Below are 17,127 nucleotides of genomic sequence, written 5' to 3'. Positions count from 1 at the left end.
CTATGGACCGAGGCCGACAAGGCTGGTGCCGCCGCAGACATAGAGCACCTGGCCGGTGACGAAATCGGAGCGGTCGTCGAGGAAGAACTCGATCGCGTGCGCGACATCCTCGCGCGAGCCGAGCCGCCCGACCGGCACGTTGCGCGCCATCCGCTCCTGCTGCTCGGAGCCCTTCGGGACGATGCCCCAGAAATTGTCGGTCAGGATCGGCCCCGGTGCGACGACATTCACGGTGATGCCGCTCGCGGCAAGCTCCAGCGCCCAGGTCCGCGCCATGCCGTGCACGCCGGCCTTGGTGGCCGAATAGGCCGAGCGCGTCGCCGCGCCCATTGCGGCGCGCGAAGAGACGAATACGATGCGTCCGAAGCGGCGCGCACGCATCCCTTCCAGCGCGGCCTGGGTCAGCAGCATCGGTGCGCCCAGGTGCAGCTGCGCCAGCATCAGAATGTCTTCCGGCTTGGCGTCCGGCAGCAGGTTCGGCAGGATCACGCCGGCATTGTGCACGAGGCGATCGACGGCGTGATCCCGGCAGATTTCTTGCGCGATCTCGCGTGTCGCCTCGATGGAGGAGAGATCAGCGCAATAGGCCGCGAGCAGATCATGCGTCCAGGTTGGCTTCTCCAGCCCGACCGAGACCACGCGCTGCCCGCGCTCAACCAGCTTTTTCGCCAGCGCCTCGCCGATCCCCGAATTGCCGCCAGTGATGAGTGTCGTGCGGGTCTCGCTCATGGTCAAACCTGCCGCTTCTTGAGGTCGCGCAGATCGAAGAAGGCGCCATCGCGCATTAGCCTTGCGACAACATCCTTCAGCCCGGCGCGCTGGATCTTCTCGGTTGCGGTCAGCGGCAGGCTGTCGACGAAGCAGATCCAGCCCGGCGCCTTGTAATAGGCCATCTGCTCCAGGCTCCAGCGCACGATCTCTTCGGCGACCGCACGATCAGCGCCGGCCTGCTCAGTGATGATGACCGCTGCAACTTCGTCGCCGCGCACCTGATCGGGCGTGGCCGCGACCGCGGCCTGCCGGATCGCGGGATGGCGGTTGAGGACGGACTCGACCTCGACTGCTGCAATGTTCTCGCCGGAACGGCGGATGACGTTCTTCTTCCGATCGACGAAATGGAGATCGCCGTCCGCATCGCGCGACACGATATCGCCGGTGTGCAACCAGCCGCCGTCCCACGCCTCGGCGGTCGCTTCCGGGTTCTTAAGATACTCGCGGAAGAAGCCGTAGCGCGGATCCGCACCGCCCCGCCGCACCAGCAGCTCGCCCGGCATTCCCACCGGCGCATCGTTGCCGCTGTCGTCGACGATACGAACGTCGATTTCGGGCGCCGGGCGGCCGAAGCAACTGGTGCCGATCTTGCGCGGCTCGACATTGGCGGCGATGACGCCACCGCTTCCGGTCTCCGTCATCGCCCAGGCCTCGAGCAGCGGAAAGCCGAAGCGCTGCTCGAATGGCGCATGCAGAAGCTTGTCGACGCCGGCGCCGAAGCCGAAGCGCACGGTGTGTGCGCGGTCCTGCTCCGAAGGCGGCGCACTCATCAGCATCGAGGGCATCACCCCGAGATAATGCAGGCAGGTGGCGCGGCTGTCGCGGACGGAAGCCCACCAGGTGCGCGGGTGGAAGCGATCGAGCATGGTCAGGGTGCCGCCGACCGACAGCATCGCCATCAGCGACACTGCCATCGCGTTCATGTGAAACAGCGGCAGCGGCGTGATCATGCGCTCGCCGTCTGCCTTGAGGTCAATCAGCCCACCGACATCGCGATACCAGTTTCCGGAATGCAGGAAATAGGTGTTGGTGAGCACGCAGCCCTTGGGCTGTCCTGTTGTCCCCGACGTGTAGAGCAGCGCGCATTCGCTCGCCTCGCCCCCCACGGTCGAAGGTCGCGCCCCACCGAAAGGCGCGGGGATATCGTCGCGGTCGGTCACGACTGGAATTGGCCGACCGGCCTGACGCGCCGCGGTCTCGACCTCGCCGCGCCGCTCGGCGAGGACGAACGCCGCATTCATCTCCGAATGCGCAATGATGTATTCAAGCTCGCTCATCCGCAAATCCGGATTGATCGGCACGACGGACACGCCGAGTGCGTTCAGCGCAAACCACAGCTCGATGAAAACAGGCCTGTTCTGGAGCAGCAACCCGACCCGGTGGCCATCGCCATAGCCTCGGCTCGCAAATGCCGACCGCCAGTGCTCGACCCGATCGAGCATGGCGCGATAGGAGATCTCACCTGCCGGGATGCCGTAGATGTCGGCCGTCTCAGGCAGCACGTTGAGGAAGCCCGCCTCGCCTCGACGCAGTGCGGTTTCACGGAAGCGGGCGTAGACTGTAGCGGTCAAGGCATTACTCACATGAAGAGCTGGATGTTTCCGAACGGCGCATCGAAATTGACGAGATCGACCCGCTTGAGCTTGATCTTCAGGGTATCGCCGACCTCTACGAATTCGTGCGACGCCCACCCCGAATAGCGCTCCAACAGATCACCGCGGGTCTCGGTGTAGATGTAGGACGTCCGCGCCTTGAACACGCCGGCAGCGGTGTCGCAGGCCACGATCTGCGGCGCCTGGAGCAGATGGTGGCAGCGGCTCTTCGGCTTCTGGCTGAAGGTTCGCTCGCCGGTGAGACGCTCGACCCGCACCTTGAGCAGCAGCAGGTCCTCGTACATCAGCGACGGCTGGAGCACTGGATCCTGCTGCTGCCATTCCAGCGGCATCCAGTAACGCCCCTGGGGGTGAAACAGATCGAGCCAGGCCTGCCATTGCATCGTATCGAGAAATTCGGCCTCCCGGTAGATCAGGTCGGAGATCGTCTTCTCGGTGATCATTCGGCGGCCTCGATGTGCTTGTCCATGTCCATGGTCATGAACTTGGCCCAGGCATGAAACTGGTTCCGCATCTGGCGCTCGGAGGTGCCGTTGATGACGGCGGTGACGTTCTGCTCTTCATTGCTCTCGTAGAGCCGCCGTAGATTGACCCATTGATTGCCGTTGGACTTCAGCCCTTCCTGCGCCCGCTCGTACATCTCCAGATCGTCGTGGCCGACGATCGAGGTCGGCGCATTGATGAAACGGTTGTACATCAGCGCGCGCTCGTAGAGCTTGTCGGGCGCGCCGACCAGGCGATAGACCCAGCTCTCGACCAGCGTCCTGTCGACCGCGATCGGGATGAAGTTGCGCAGGATCTGGACGGCGCCCTTCACCATGATGTTGGGAAAATACACGGTGTTGTGCCTAACCTCGCCGAGAATTTCGTGCGCCCGCGCCTCGCCATAGGCCGCGACCATCTGGTCGAGATAGCCCGGGATATCCGAATAGTTCGAATGGATGGAGTTGGCGACGCCGGTGTGGCCATGGCCGTTCGGCCAGATCCTGATGCCGCTCTGCTCGTAGAACTCGTACGGGCTCATGAAGGGACCGTAGAGCTGCACCGCCATCGGCGTCTCCGTGGAATCGCCCTGCTCGCGCTTCCAGACCTTGACCGCGGTGCCGGCCGAGCTCTCATGCGCGACCATCGGATGGCAGGTATCGGTCTGGTTCTCGACCAGCATCTTCCAATTGCAGGTATGCATGTAGCGGATCGGCGTGGCCACGACGGCGAGCTTGCCCTCCGGGGAGCGGTCGACCATGTTGTCGATGGTCGAAAGGCTCTCGCCGAAATAGTCCTCGAAGGACACGCCGTTGTCGCTCAGTCGCGCGAAGATGAAATCGCGATAGATCACGACGTTCCTGACTTTCGACAGCCCCCCATTTGCCTGGGTGTCGCCAAAGCCGGTGCCCTCGTAGCCCTTCTTGAGCGGGATCGCGAGCAGCGACCCATCGGTCTTGAAAGACCAGGCGTGATAGGGGCAACGGAAGAACTTTCCGGTGTTGCCGCAGGGCTCGGACGCGATCTTCACGCCCTTGTGCGGACAGCGGTTGTAGAAGACGTGGATGGAGCCGTCGCTGTGGCGGCTCGCCAGCACCGGCTGCCGGCCGATATTGGCGGTGATGAAATCGCCGGGCTTTGCAAGCTGGCTCGCATGCCCGACATAGACCCAGCTGTTCGGGAACAGGTGCTCCATCTCGAGCTCGAAGACCTCGGGGTCGACATAGACGTCGCGGTGCACCTCGGCGTCGCGCACCAGCGCCGCAACCGCGTGGGCATTCCGTCCGTATTTCGCCATGGCGTCCCTCGCCTCCCTCATAGATCCAGCACCAGACGTTCCGATTTCGCGCGTGACACGCAGATCTGCATGACCTTGTTGGAGGCCTTCTCGTCATCGCTGAGGATGACGTCGCGATGGTCGGGCACGCCTGCAATCACGCCGCACTGGCAGATGCCGCAATCGCCGCGCTGGCAGTCGTAGAGCACGTCGAGACCCGCCGCCTGCAGCGCCTGGATGATGGTCTGACCGGCCGCGACGCTGACGACCTGCCCCGACGATTTGAGCTCGACCTCGAACGGCCTGTCTGGCGAGGACGGCTGCTCCGCCTTGAAGAGCTCGTAGTGGATGCGGTCGGCCGGAATGCTCGCGGCAAGCGCAGCCGCTCTCACCGCCTCGATCATGCCCGCCGGACCGCAGACGTAGATGTGGGAGCTTGCGGCTGCATCGCCGAGCGCGATTGCGATGTCCAGACGGGATTCGTCGCCGTCGTAGTGAATGGACAGACTCTTGGCGCAAATCTCCTGGAGATGCGGCACGAACGCCAACAGCCCTTGCGTGCGTCCCGAATAGTGCAGGCGAAACGGAGTTGTGCGGGCGGTGAGCTCCGCCGCCATCGACAGGATCGGCGTGACACCGATGCCGCCGGCAAACAGCAGCGCGGGCGCCGCGTCCTCGTGCAGATGAAAATTGTTCATCGGCGCACTCGCCCGCACGACATCGCCGATCTTCAACGCATGCATGAACTGCGAGCCGCCGCTCGAAGCCTCCTCGCGCAGCACCCCGAGCGCCAGCGTACCCTCGGGGAGGCCGGGCAACGCCATCAACGAGTACGGCCGGTCGCCTCCATTCGGGAGCGCCACGCGGATATGTGCGCCCGCCTGCCATCGCGGCACGACGCCGTCCTCCACGTCAAGCACAAGGCTCCGTATGAACGGCGTCTCCGCGGCATACGATCTCACCTTGAGCTTAAGCGGATGCGCGTCCATTCAGGCATCTCACAAATTATATGTATTTGCATATTTTTAGACATGTAATAATTGCCTGTCAATCGTCAGTACGGGTGCAGGTCCGGATTGCAGTCCGGTGCACCCGTTCCTGCGCACGTTGCCCCTAAGCGATTGAAAAGCCTGGAGCCCATCAGTCCTAAATCCCTGGTCGGATTCCTGGCGCTGTCCAGATTGGAGGTGTCGACCGGGAGCCTGACCCGCAACGCCCGCGAAAGCCGCAGGCTAAGAAATGGCCTTCCCTGAAACCTTGTCGAAAAGGTGCGTTCGCTCCAGATCAAGAGCGACGTCTATGAAGCGATCCGGCGCGGCGGCGACACCGACCGGCATCTGAGCCGTGAACGGAAATGCGCCTACGGTTCCGATCACCAGCGTATGCGGCCCGAGCGGCTCCACGTCTTTCACCATCAAGCGGATCGATGAGCCCATCGGCGCATCTTGCCGCAGCACATGGTCGGGCCGCACGCCGAGCACAACCGGCTTGCCGACGCTCCCGGCATAGGCCGCCTCGCGGGACTTCGGCAATTTCAGCACCGTACCCGACGCCTCGCTGAAGACCAGTGCGCCGTCGCGAGCGGCAATCTCGCCATGGATGAAATTCATGCTGGGTGCGCCCATGAATCCCGCGACGAAGAGATTGCTGGGCTTCTCGTAGATCGTGATCGGGTCGGCCGCCTGCTCGATCCGGCCGCGATTCATCACCACGACGCGATCCGCCATGGTCATCGCCTCGACCTGGTCGTGCGTGACATAGACGATCGTCTTGGCGAGACGGCGGTGCAGTGCCTTGATCTCGGTCCGCATCTCGATGCGGAGCTTGGCGTCGAGGTTTGACAATGGCTCGTCGAACAGAAACACGTCCGGGCTGCGCACGATGGCACGGCCGATCGCCACGCGCTGACGCTGTCCGCCGGAGAGCTGCTTGGGCCGGCGGTCCAGATATTGCTCGAGCTCGAGAACCCGTGCCACGTCCTGGACTGCTTTCGCGATGCTGGCGCGTGAGTCGCCCCGCACCTTCATGCCGTAGCCGATGTTCTCCCCGACCGTCATATGTGGATAGAGCGCATAGTTCTGGAACACCATCGCACAATTGCGCAAGCCCGGGCGCAACTGCGTCACGTCGCGGCTGCCGATGCGGATGTTTCCGCTGGTGACCGCCTCCAGCCCTGCAATCATGCGTAACGTCGTGGTCTTGCCGCAGCCGGACGGGCCGACAAGCACGACGAATTCCTCGTCGGCTACGTTCAGATCGAGCCCCTCGATGATCTTGTAGGGCCCATATGCCTTGCTGACGTTTTCGATCTCGACGTGCGCCATGGATTCCTTTTTCCGTCCCTTATATCGACGGCCAACAAAGCCCGGATGATGCTTACGCATCATCCGGGGCAGTCTCCGCGGGAAGCTAGTTCTTGGGTGGAAGACCCATCGCGGCGCGATAGGCCGCCAGTTGCTTCGCGCGGCCGAACTCATCGGTCAGGCGATTCCATTCCTTCGCGACCGCGTCCAGCGCGGCCTGCGGCGTGGTCTGGCCGGCCAGCGCCTTGCCGAGCTCGATCTCGACGACCTCGGTGTAGGAGAAATAGCCGGGCAGACGCATGTCGAGCGCGACATTCTTGGCATTGATCGAATCCGCTTGCGCGCCGAGATATTCCTTGGCCTCTTCCGGCGAGAAATTCTTGCTCCACAATTGCAGATTGGCCGTGTGCGATTTGCGGTAAGGATTGACCCCGGTGCCGCCGGTGATCGCCGCCTGCCCCGACACTTCGGGGCTCGTCAGCGTCTTGACGAAGTCCCACGCTGCCTGCTGGTTCTTGCCGACCTTCGGTACCGCGATCTGCCATCCACCGAACGCCATGAATGGCGTCGGCAACACGCTTGCGAACTTGTCCCACTTCTTGGTCTTGGCATTCCAGATCTCATCCGATCCCGGCAGGATCGCCGAACCGACCTTGCCCGAAATCTTCGATTGCTTGGGATCGGCGGCGATCACGCCGGTATCACCCCAGCCGATCGACTCGGCCACCTGGCCACCGGCCACGGCGGCATTGACCTCGCCGAACGAGAAGTTCAGCGCATTGGGCGGGCCAAGCTTTGAAGCCCGGATGTATTCCTCGAGTCCCTTCACCCAGCCAGGATTGTTGATCTGGGCATCCATCGTTTCGGGATCGAAGAACATCGCGCCCGGATAGTTCGGGTTGTTGGTATAGGCCGCCGCGTGGCTGAAGAAGAACCAGAACTGCTGGCCGCCGCGACGGAAGGCTTCAGCCGTGCCCCATAGCCCCTTGTCCGGGCGCTGGAAGAACTCCGCGATGTCGAGATACTGCTTCCAGGTCTTTGGCGGTGCCAGATCATAGCCGTACTTGGCCTTGAAGGCGTCCTTCTCCTTGGGATCGCTGAACAGGTCGGTGCGATAGGTGTAGGTGTGGACGTCGCCGTCCATCGACTGCGAATAGATCTTGCCTTCCCACACCATCAGGCGCTCGCGATAGGCCGGCTCGACATCGTCCCAATCCTTGCCGGACTGCATCTCCTTCGGCATCTCGCTGAGAAAGGAGACAAAGTCCGGCAACCAGGCCGGCGCAAAGCTAACCAGATCGAACGTCGCGTCCGACCCGGTAAGCGATGTAACGATCTTCGGGTAGAGCTCCGACCATGGAAACTCGACGACATTGACTTTGCCGCAGGTCTTCTTGGTCCATTCGTCCGCGCCGAGCTTGAGCGCGGAGGCGATATACGGTCCGGTCTGCGACGCCACCGTCAAGGTGACGCCGGAGTAATCCGGGCTACAGGCAGCGTTCGCCTGGCTCACGGTGCAAGCCATCGCGAGCGAGGTGGTCAGCATCAGAAACGTCCGTCGCAACATCGTCCAGTCCTCCCTACATAAGTTTTTGCTATTTGATTGCTCCGAGCAGCAGGCCCGACCGCATCATGCGGCTGAGCAGACCCGCCATGATCATCATCGGAATGATGGCGACGAGCGCCGCGGCCGAGATCGCCCACCATTCGTCGCCGCGCTGGCTGTTCTGTCCCGCCACCAAGATAGGCAGCGTCTGCCATCTGGAATTGGTCAGGAACAGCGCGAACAGGAACTCGTTCCAGACGAAGGCGAGCGTGATCATGAAAGTCGCCAGCAGCCCGTTCATCGACATCGGCACCACGATGCCAAGGAAGATGCGCCAGCTGGGCACATTGTCGACCATCGCGGCTTCTTCGACCTCGATCGGAATGGCCTCGAAGAAGTCACGCATCAGCCAGACCACGATCGGCAGCGAGAACGCGACGTAGCACAGCGTCAGGCCGACATAGCTGTCGATGAGCTGGAAGCCGAGCCGGCCGATTTCGTTGTAGAGCAGATACAGCGCGAAAGCCGTGACGATCGGCGGAAACATGCGCTGGCTGACGAACCAGAACAGGATGTCCTCATTGCCGAGGATCGGCCCCGGCAGCGGCAGGCGGTTGGCCAGGATTGCAGCGGCAAGCGCGATCGGGAACGCCAGCAGCAGCGCCTGCGGGCGGGTGAATCCGAACGAATTGTTGAACAGCAGATAGCCGCCGAGCGCGAGCAGGAAGAAGATCAGGCCGGCGCCGAAGCGCACCCTGAACTCGAACCGCACCAGTGCATAGGCCGCCATCGCGCCGACTGCGGTCGCGATCGCCGCCGCCGACATTCCGACGATCGTCGAGTTCAGGAAGGTTCGGAAGAACTCGCCACGGATACCCTGGTAGAGATCGATGAAGGGCTGCAGGGTCGGCGTGAAGTCGACGAACGGAATATAGGTCGGGCCGCCGACCACGCCCGGCGGGGTCTTGAACGCCGTCACCACCACCCAATAGAGCGGAAACGCCGTGATCAGGCACCAGACGAGCACGCCGGCCGTGACCAGGCGGCGACTCCAGCTCGACAGTCCGGTCAGGCCCTGCCCGCTCATCGGCGCTTCTCCAGATGCGGCCGCAGCAGCGCCAGATAGGTCACGCCGATGATCGTGATCGCGATCAGGAACAGGAAGCTGAGTGCCGACGTGTAGCCGAGATTGAACTTCTTGAAGCCCTCCTGATAGGCGAACAAGGTCAGGGTCTCGGTGTCCACGCCGGGTCCACCGCCCGTCATCACGAACACGGTGTCCATGATCTTGTAGCTCTCGATCAGGCGGATGAAGACGACCGCAGCAGAGATCGGTAGCATCATCGGGAACGTGATGCCCCAGAATTGCTGCCAGGCGCTGGCATTCTCGAGCTCGGCCGCCTCGTAGACATCTTCGGGGAGTGTTTGCAGGCCAGCCAGCATCATCAGGATGATGAACGGCGTCCACTGCCAGATCTCAACCGCAATGATGCAGGCGAGCGCCCAATGTCCGTTGGTGAGGAACGGCAGGTTCGCCAGTCCGAACATGGACAAAAGCTGGTTGAGCGGCCCCATGGTCGGATTGAAGATCATGCGAGCAACGAGCGCGACGGCAACCGGGGCCAGCAGCATGGGCAGGAGCAAGGCCACGCGAAACAGCCGTTCGCCCGGAATGCGCGCGTTCAGCGCGAGCGCAACGCCAAACCCGATCACGTATTGCAAACCGACGGCGATGAACGCGATCATCGTCGTCGTGAAGATCGCATTCCAGAAGCGCGGCTCTTGCAGGAGCGAAACATAATTGCCAAACCACACGACGCGCGGCGGTATCGGCGGAATCAGGCGATAGCTGAGGAAGCTCGTGGTGAACGAATAGATCAGCGGAAATATCGAGATCGCCAGCACGACGAGCACCGCCGGCCAGATGAAGACATGCTTGATCGGATCGTTCCGCATCATGAGCAGATCATCGCTTCAACAGGGCTTCAATCTCGGCACGCCGCGGCATGGCAGGCGCAGTGCCCGCACGCGTCACGGAAATCCCCGCCGTGGCCGACCCGAACCGCGCCGCTTCCAGTGGATCGGCGCCGCCCGCAAGCGCTGCTGCGAAGCCACCGACGAATGCATCGCCCGCGCCCGCAGTTTCGACCACCTTGCCGGCGGCGAACGGGGGCACGTGCAGCGAGCGATCTCGGCCGTGAAACAGCGCCCCGCGTTCGCCGAGCGTGATCAGCGCGGTACCCGCTCCCTTGGCCAGCAACGCGTCTCCGGCGCGGCGCGCGCCGGCGAGATCGCTCACCGCGATCCCCGTCAGCGCTTCCGCCTCGGTCTCGTTGGGAACGACGTAGTCGCACAAGGCAAACAGGCTGTCGTCGAATGCGCCCGCGGGTGCCGGGTTGAACACGGTGACGCTGCCCGCAGCGCGCGCGATCTCGAGGCCGCGCTGCGCGGCGGCGACCGGTTGCTCGAGCTGGGTCACGAAGACGCGGCTGGTGCGGATCGCATCCGCGGCCGCGTCGACGTCGGCAGGGCTGAGACCGTCGGCCGCTCCGCTCACCACGATGATGGCGTTGTCGCCGCGTGTCTCGTGGACATAGATGAAGGCGGCGCCGGTTGGCGCCTCCGCAGTCCTGGCCACGCACGGGCGAATTCCCTCGGCCTCCCACGTCTTGATGGCAAGATCGCCGAAGGCGTCGCGGCCAATCCGGGAGATGAAGGTCACGTCCGCGCCCGCGCGCGCAGCGGCCACGGCCTGGTTCGATCCCTTGCCGCCTGGTCCCATGGCAAATCCCGAGCCTGCGATCGTCTCGCCGATCGCAGGCATGCTGCCGGCCCGAAAGGCCAGATCGACAACGAAGATGCCGAGCACTGCGACGCCAGTCTTGCTCATGGTCGTCACTCTTCGTCCGGCGCGATGACGCCCTTGGAGAACAGGAAGCAGCCGTAGAAGCGCCGCTCACCGGTGGCGATCACGCAATAGGCCGTCTTGGCCCTTTCATAGAAGGCATGGCGCTCGACCCCGACCAGCGGCCAGGAGCGTCCCTCGGCGCGGTCGATCGCGGCCTGCACCTCGCGCTGCACCGGCGGCACCTCCTGGGGCTGGCCGACGATCTCCATGCGGATCGCGGCATCGTCGACGAACGTATCGAGCGGCAGCACCGAGAGGATGGCTTCGATCGCCTTTGCCGTGCTGACGTTGTCGATGCGAAGCAGCTCGCCGAACACGGTCTGGCGTGCGATCGAGTCAGCAGGAAAATTGGTATCGCACACCACGAGGCGGTCTCCGTGCCCCATCGCGCGCAAGGCATAGAGCACGTCGGCATTGAGCAGTGGATTGATGCCCTTGAGCATGTTGCGTCCCTCCCTTGTCGTCAAAATCGCCCGAACTCTGATGGTTCGGATGCCAACCAGTATCACCGCAAGGTGACGTCTTCAGTCCCCGTAGGGAATCCAGATGTTCTTCACCTGCACCGCATGACGGAGCAGGATCGGACCTTCGCTCGCCGCCCGGTCGTACCAATCGAGCGCCAGCCCGTGGTCGACCAGCGTGCGCTTGAGGTTGCCGACCGACAGCCGCTCGGCGGCCGTCGAGGCCTCTTGCGAGCCGAACACCCAGAGCGCATCGACGTCGTCATGCTCGGCAAGGACCTTTGCCAGCACATCGCGCTCGCCGGTGACGATATTCACCACGCCTGACGGCACGTCCGACGTCTCCAGCACCTGGTAGAAATCGGTCGCTGCAAGCGGATGCCGCTCGCTCGGAACGGCGACGACACGGTTGCCCATCGCGATCAACGGTGCCACCAGGCTGATGAAGCCCAGCAACGGGGCCTCGTCCGGACAGGCCACCCCGACCACGCCGATCGGCTCGTGCATGGCAAGCGCCACGCCGCGCAACGGCGGCGCATGGATCGTCCCCTCGTATTTATCGGCCCACGCCCCATAGCTGAACAGCCGCTCGATACTCGCCTCGACCTCCGCGCGCGCCTTTGCGGGCGAAACGCCGGTCATATCACCGATGCGCTTGGCGAACTCGTCGCCGCGCGCGGACAGATTCTCGGCAAGATAGTAGAGGATTTGGGCGCGATTATGCGTCGTCGCCCGCGCCCACCCTTCGGCCGAGCGCGCGGCAGCCACCGCGTTGCGGATGTCCTTGCGATTGCCCTCGCCGGCTTCGCCGAGCTGCCGCCCCTTCGGCGACAGCACCGCGCGCGAATAATTTCCGTCAGGACGGACCTGCTTGCCGCCGACAAACAGCTTGGCGGTCCGGTCGATCGACGGCGTGCCAAATCCGGCGCCGTCGGCAGGAGCCGCCGGGGAAGGCGGCGGCACCTTCGCCCGCGCCTTCCGCCCGCTCCAGGCCTTCGGCTTGAGGTATTCGTAGAGGCCTTCCCGGCCACCCTCGCGGCCGAAGCCGGACTCGCGATAGCCGCCGAAGCCGACGCTGGCATCAAACAAATTGGTCGCATTGACCCAGACCACGCCGGCCTGAAGTTTTGGCGCGATATCGAGCGCCAGGCCGATGGTCTCGCTCCACACGCTGGCGGCAAGGCCATAGCGCGTGTTGTTGGCGAGCATCACCGCCTCGTCCGGCGTCCGGAACGTCATCGCGACCAGCACCGGGCCAAAGATCTCCTCGATCGCCACGGTCGATGACGGATGTACGTTCCAGAGCAAGGTCGGGGGATAGAAGCATCCCTCGGCGGGGATCGGCCCCGGCGCCTGATACTTCTCGGCGCCCTCCTTCACTCCCGTTTCGACCAGCGCCTTGATCCGCTCGAGCTGCACTGGTGCGACCACCGCGCCCATGTCGATCGCCTTGTCGAGCGGCGGACCCACGCGCAGCGTCTCCATGCGGCGGATCAGGCGCTTGCGGAATGTCTCTGCAATGCCCTCCTGCAACAGCAGCCGCGATCCGGCGCAGCAGACCTGGCCCTGGTTGAACCAGATCGCGTCGACCACGCCTTCCACGGCGCCATCGAGGTCGGCGTCGTCGAACACGATGAATGGCGACTTGCCGCCAAGCTCGAGCGTCAGCGATTTGCCGCTCCCGGCGGTCGACTGACGGATCAACCGCCCGACCTCGGTCGATCCGGTGAAGGCGATCTTGTCGACACCGGGATTTTCGACGAGCAACGCGCCGGTGGCGCCATCGCCCGTCACCACATTCAACACGCCGGGCGGCAGGCCGGCTTCCGCCGCGAGCTCGGCGAACAGCAGCGCGGTGAGTGACGTGAATTCTGCCGGTTTCAGCACCACGGTATTGCCGGTCGCCAGTGCGGGCGCGATCTTCCAGGCCAGCATCAGCAGCGGAAAGTTCCAGGGGATGATCTGGCCGATCACACCGACCGGGACATGGTCGACGAATTCGCGCTCCTGCAATTGCGCCCAGCCGGCGTGATACAGGAAGTGGCGCGCGGCAAGTGGCACGTCGAGATCGCGGGTTTCCCTGATCGGTTTGCCATTGTCGATCGCTTCCAGCACCGCGAACAGGCGAGCATGACGCTGCAGCATGCGCGCCAGCGCATAGAGATGACGGGCACGACCGTGACCACCGAGCTTTGCCCATGACGACTGCGCCGATCGCGCGGCGCCGACGGTAGCCTCGATATCCGCAGCGATGCCTTGCGCGATCCTGGCCAGCGTCTTGCCGGTGGCCGGCTCGATCGTCGTCAGATGCTTGCCCGACGCCGGAGCTGCGAATTTGCCGGCAATGAAATGCCCAAACGTCGCCTCGTGCCGCTTCAGCCAGGCGCGCGCCTCGCCGTCCGCCTCGGGGGCAGGACCATAATCCATGGTCTCGTAGTAATGTGCGATACTCATGCTCAGCCCACGGGATGACGGTTGAAGGCCGAGTAGCGGCCGGTGACGTGATGCTCAAGCTGACGCTCGATGTCGGCGAGCAGGCTCGAGGCGCCGACGCGGAACAGATCCGGCTCGAGCCAATCGCGTCCCAACTCCTCCTTCATCAGGAACTGGTAGTTGAGCACGTCCTTCGCCGTCGAGATTCCGCCGGCCGGCTTGAAGCCGATCTTGAAGCCGGTGCGCTCCTCATAGACCCTGATCATGCGCAGCATCGCGAGTGTCACCGGCAGCGTGGCATTGACGCCCTCCTTGCCGGTGGAGGTCTTGATGAAGTCGGCGCCCGCCATCATGCAGACCATCGACGCCTTGGCGACGTTGCGCAGCGTTTTGAGATCGCCCGTTGCCAGGATCGTCTTCAGATGCGCATCGCCGCAGGCGGCGCGGAAATCCCGGACCTCGGCGTAAAGAGCCCGCCAGTCTCCGGTCAGCACATGCTCACGCGTGATGACGATGTCGATCTCCTGCGCACCGTCCCTGACGGACGCCTCGATCTCCTTGAGCTTCAGATCATGGGGCACGAGGCCAGCAGGGAATCCGGTCGAGACCGCAGCAACCGGAATGTCATACCCCTCGAGCGCTTCGACCGCGGTTGCGACGAAGCGGTGATAGACGCAGATCGCGCCCGTGTGCAGCCCGCGCCCGGCAAAGCCGAGTGCCTCGAGAAGGTCGCTTCGTATCGGCGCCCTCGCCTTGGCGCAGAGGCGCTTCACCCGCTCAGTCGTATCGTCGCCGTTGAGCGTCGTCAGGTCGATGCAGGTGATCGCCTTGAGCAACCATGCCGCCTGCGCGTCCTTCTTGACGGTGCGTCGGCCCGGCAGGCTGGCAACGCGGCGCTCGGCGGCGGACAGATTGATCCTGATCTCATCGACCCAGTCCATCTCGAGGGCGCGGCCGCTGTTGCGCGCGATCGGATGCGGACGATTGTGATCCCGCGCATGGGGCTGCGCCGGCACTGCGGTTGGATTTGATATCAAGACGCCCTGCGCCATCGGTACGCCGCGCGATGCTAGCGAATCGGCTGAAACGGCAGATAGACTGAATGTGCCGATTGCGACATGCGATCCTCCCATCCCTTGCCCGCTGGAGCTTCTGCTGCCTGCCATCGCGGACAGCGGCAACACCCTTCGGGCCAGATGTTATTATTGTAACAAATTGACGTTGCTAAACTCACATCATTGTAAGATCATTGTCAACCGGATAAGCAAGCTCGGTGACGAAAATGACTGAAACGCCGACCGCACGCCCCAGCGAGACCCGCGTCCAGCGGCTGCAGCGGCTGCGCCGCGCCGTCGAGACGAGCGGCGCACTGCATCTGAAGGACGCCGCAGGACTGCTGAAGGTGTCGGAGATGACGGTCAGGCGCGACCTAGCCGGGCCCGAGGCGGTGCTCGCCCTGCTCGGCGGTTACGTCGTCAACGCGGCGTCGCCGACCGGGATCAAGTACACATTCGAGCAGGAAATCGACCAGCATACGCAGGACAAGCTCCTCGCCTGCCGATCCGCAGCCGCCTCGATCAAGGAAGGTGATACCATCTTCATCGACTGCGGCACCACGATGCAGTCGCTCGCGGATTGCCTGCCCGAGGACATGCCTCTTTCGGTGATCTGCTATTCGCTGAACGTCGCCTCGATCGTCACCCACCGTGCGGCGACGCAGGTGATGTTGATGGGCGGGCTCTACCATCCGTCGTCGCAGTCGTTCTCGTCAGATGACGGCCTGTCCTATCTGCGGCGGCTCGGGGTCAACAAGGCTTTCGTCTCGGCCGGCGGCCTGCACTGGACCCGCGGCGCCAGCTGCTCGAATTTCCACGAAGTCGCCATCAAGCAGGCCGTCATCGCGACCGCGATGGAGAGCATCCTCGTGGTCGACGCCAGCAAGCTCGGCAGCCTCAAGCCCGCGTTCTTCTCCGACGTCAGCTCGTTCTCGCGGATCATCGTCGGCGGCTCCGTGCCGGCAGACACGCGCAAGCACTTCCGCAGCCATCCGGTCGAATACGTCACCAGCGCAGCCTGATCCGGGCGTGAGCTGGTTCGCCAGGATGAGGTCCGCCGAACAATGCGCGGTCCCGCGGGACCACGCATTGTATGACAGGCTCAGTTGCAGGCAGGCTTCGCCTTGTTGCAGGCATCCGCCAGCTCGGCCGGCGGATCTTTCTTGAACACGATCTTGTAGGACTCCAGCACATTCGACTGCGTCACCGGCAGCGACTGCACACCGATCCAGCCAGGCGTTTCCTTACCCAGCAGCGCGTTCATCATCGCCATCGCCTCGGCGACACCCTGGTCGTAGGGACGCTGCGAGCCGGTCGCCTTCAGCGGCCCGCCCTTGGCGATCTCGATGGCCGATTGCAGGCCGAGGTCGACCGTCGTCATGGGAATGTCGATGCCCTGGGCCCGCATCGAGCTCAACGTGTCGAGCGCCGGTTGATCCCACACCGCGTACAGTCCTTTGACGTCGGGATTGCCGGTCAGGAAGTCGCCGGCGATCTGCGAGACCTTCGGCGGATCGGTGAAATCGACCTGCTTCATCTTGATGTCGGGCCGGTTTGCTTTCATCCACTCCCGCACGCCCTTGGTGCGCTCGTTGGTGCTGAAATAATCGACGCCGAAATTGACGAGACCGATGGTGCCGCCCTGCGCCACGCAGGACGCCAGGATCTGTGCCGCGATCTGGCCGTTGCCCTGGCTATCGGCCGAGACCATCGTCGCATATTCCTCGGGATGCTTCAGGCCGGTCGGGATGCTGTCCATCAGCACGAGCTTGATGCCGGCTTTGGCGATCTTCTTGTAGGTCGGCGCGGTCGCGGTGAAATCGACCGGGATCGAAATGATGCCGTCAGGATGCTGCTGTATGGTGTTCTCGATATCAGCGATCTGCTTGTCCACCTGATATTCGGCGGATGCGACACCCGTCACCGTCACGCCGTACTTCTTCAGCGTATCGGTGATGCCCTGGATCTGGAGCTGCGACCAGTCGAGGTTGACCGTCTGCATGGAGATGCCGACCTTGAAGTGCTTCTCCTTGACCTTGGCGGCGTCGGCCTCCGACAGCGCGAGCATCTCGGGGGAAGCCGCCTTCTCGCCGTGGGGGCCCTGGCCGACGATCGATTTCGGCCCGAGCGTAGCGAGATCGACGCCCTTGACGCAGGTCGCGGGCACTTCGGCGCGGGCCGAGGGGACGATCGAGACGACCGCAGCAGCGGCCATCAACACAGTCAAAGGCAAGGTCTGTCGCAAGATTGGTTTCATTGTTTCCTCCATTTTTGGTCG

General features: G+C 63.6%; 15 protein-coding genes. 1 reads left to right on the top strand and 14 read right to left on the bottom strand.

Going from position 1 to position 17,127, the window contains the following annotated elements; all coding sequences use genetic code 11:
* The 13 genes from ABID58_RS06990 to deoC all read right to left on the bottom strand — a co-directional run bounded on the left by ABID58_RS06990 (position 1) and on the right by deoC (position 14,846).
* Positions 1-729, bottom strand: coding sequence for an SDR family NAD(P)-dependent oxidoreductase (locus tag ABID58_RS06990; protein ID WP_354032059.1), 729 nt, complete (start codon positions 727-729; stop codon positions 1-3).
* Positions 730-731: 2 nt separating this feature from the next.
* A complete protein-coding gene (locus tag ABID58_RS06985; protein WP_354032058.1) occupies positions 732-2,342 on the bottom strand; it encodes an ATP-dependent acyl-CoA ligase in 1,611 nt (536 codons plus the stop codon).
* Between the two features lie 8 nt (positions 2,343-2,350).
* Entirely contained in the window at positions 2,351-2,827 is a 477-nt protein-coding gene (locus tag ABID58_RS06980; protein WP_354032057.1) for an aromatic-ring-hydroxylating dioxygenase subunit beta, read from the bottom strand.
* A complete protein-coding gene (locus ABID58_RS06975) occupies positions 2,824-4,164 on the bottom strand; it encodes an aromatic ring-hydroxylating dioxygenase subunit alpha (RefSeq protein WP_354032056.1) in 1,341 nt (446 codons plus the stop codon). Before ABID58_RS06975 ends, ABID58_RS06980 begins: the two co-directional genes overlap by 4 nt.
* 17 nt (positions 4,165-4,181) lie before the next feature.
* The gene (locus ABID58_RS06970; RefSeq protein WP_354032055.1) at positions 4,182-5,132 is read right to left on the bottom strand and encodes a PDR/VanB family oxidoreductase; all 951 of its coding nucleotides are present in this window, start codon (positions 5,130-5,132) and stop codon (positions 4,182-4,184) included.
* A gap of 243 nt (positions 5,133-5,375) precedes the next feature.
* Entirely contained in the window at positions 5,376-6,467 is a 1,092-nt protein-coding gene (locus tag ABID58_RS06965) for an ABC transporter ATP-binding protein (protein ID WP_354032054.1), read from the bottom strand.
* Between the two features lie 85 nt (positions 6,468-6,552).
* Positions 6,553-7,992, bottom strand: coding sequence for an extracellular solute-binding protein (locus tag ABID58_RS06960; protein ID WP_246230370.1), 1,440 nt, complete (start codon positions 7,990-7,992; stop codon positions 6,553-6,555).
* Positions 7,993-8,041: 49 nt separating this feature from the next.
* On the bottom strand, positions 8,042-9,079 hold the full coding sequence (locus ABID58_RS06955; protein WP_354032053.1) for a carbohydrate ABC transporter permease: 1,038 nt from the start codon (positions 9,077-9,079) through the stop codon (positions 8,042-8,044).
* Positions 9,076-9,951: a carbohydrate ABC transporter permease gene (locus ABID58_RS06950; protein WP_354032052.1), complete on the bottom strand. Its 876-nt coding sequence runs from the start codon at positions 9,949-9,951 to the stop codon at positions 9,076-9,078. Before ABID58_RS06950 ends, ABID58_RS06955 begins: the two co-directional genes overlap by 4 nt.
* A 7-nt stretch (positions 9,952-9,958) precedes the next feature.
* Positions 9,959-10,882 carry a ribokinase gene (rbsK, locus tag ABID58_RS06945; RefSeq protein WP_354032051.1) on the bottom strand — a complete coding sequence of 308 codons (924 nt, stop codon included), beginning with the start codon at positions 10,880-10,882 and terminating at the stop codon, positions 9,959-9,961.
* Positions 10,883-10,887: 5 nt separating this feature from the next.
* The gene (locus ABID58_RS06940; protein WP_148755452.1) at positions 10,888-11,343 is read right to left on the bottom strand and encodes an RbsD/FucU family protein; all 456 of its coding nucleotides are present in this window, start codon (positions 11,341-11,343) and stop codon (positions 10,888-10,890) included.
* Between the two features lie 81 nt (positions 11,344-11,424).
* Positions 11,425-13,815 carry an aldehyde dehydrogenase family protein gene (locus ABID58_RS06935; RefSeq protein WP_354032050.1) on the bottom strand — a complete coding sequence of 797 codons (2,391 nt, stop codon included), beginning with the start codon at positions 13,813-13,815 and terminating at the stop codon, positions 11,425-11,427.
* A gap of 2 nt (positions 13,816-13,817) precedes the next feature.
* Positions 13,818-14,846, bottom strand: coding sequence for a deoxyribose-phosphate aldolase (gene deoC, locus ABID58_RS06930; RefSeq protein ID WP_502916384.1), 1,029 nt, complete (start codon positions 14,844-14,846; stop codon positions 13,818-13,820).
* 230 nt (positions 14,847-15,076) lie between these two features.
* On the opposite strand from deoC, the gene ABID58_RS06925 reads away from it, so the two are divergent.
* Positions 15,077-15,871, top strand: a complete 795-nt coding sequence (locus ABID58_RS06925; RefSeq protein ID WP_354032048.1) for a DeoR/GlpR family DNA-binding transcription regulator — start codon at positions 15,077-15,079, stop codon at positions 15,869-15,871.
* An 80-nt stretch (positions 15,872-15,951) separates the two neighbouring features.
* Here the strand turns inward: ABID58_RS06925 and ABID58_RS06920 are convergent, their stop codons facing one another.
* Positions 15,952-17,106 (bottom strand): substrate-binding domain-containing protein, encoded by a 1,155-nt coding sequence (locus tag ABID58_RS06920; protein WP_354032047.1) that lies wholly within the window; start codon positions 17,104-17,106, stop codon positions 15,952-15,954.
* Between the last annotated feature and the right edge of the window lie 21 nt (positions 17,107-17,127).

The sequence above is a fragment of the Bradyrhizobium sp. S3.2.6 genome, assembly GCF_040546885.1.
GTDB lineage: Bacteria > Pseudomonadota > Alphaproteobacteria > Rhizobiales > Xanthobacteraceae > Bradyrhizobium > Bradyrhizobium cytisi.
This window is presented reverse-complemented; position numbering and strand designations above follow the sequence as displayed.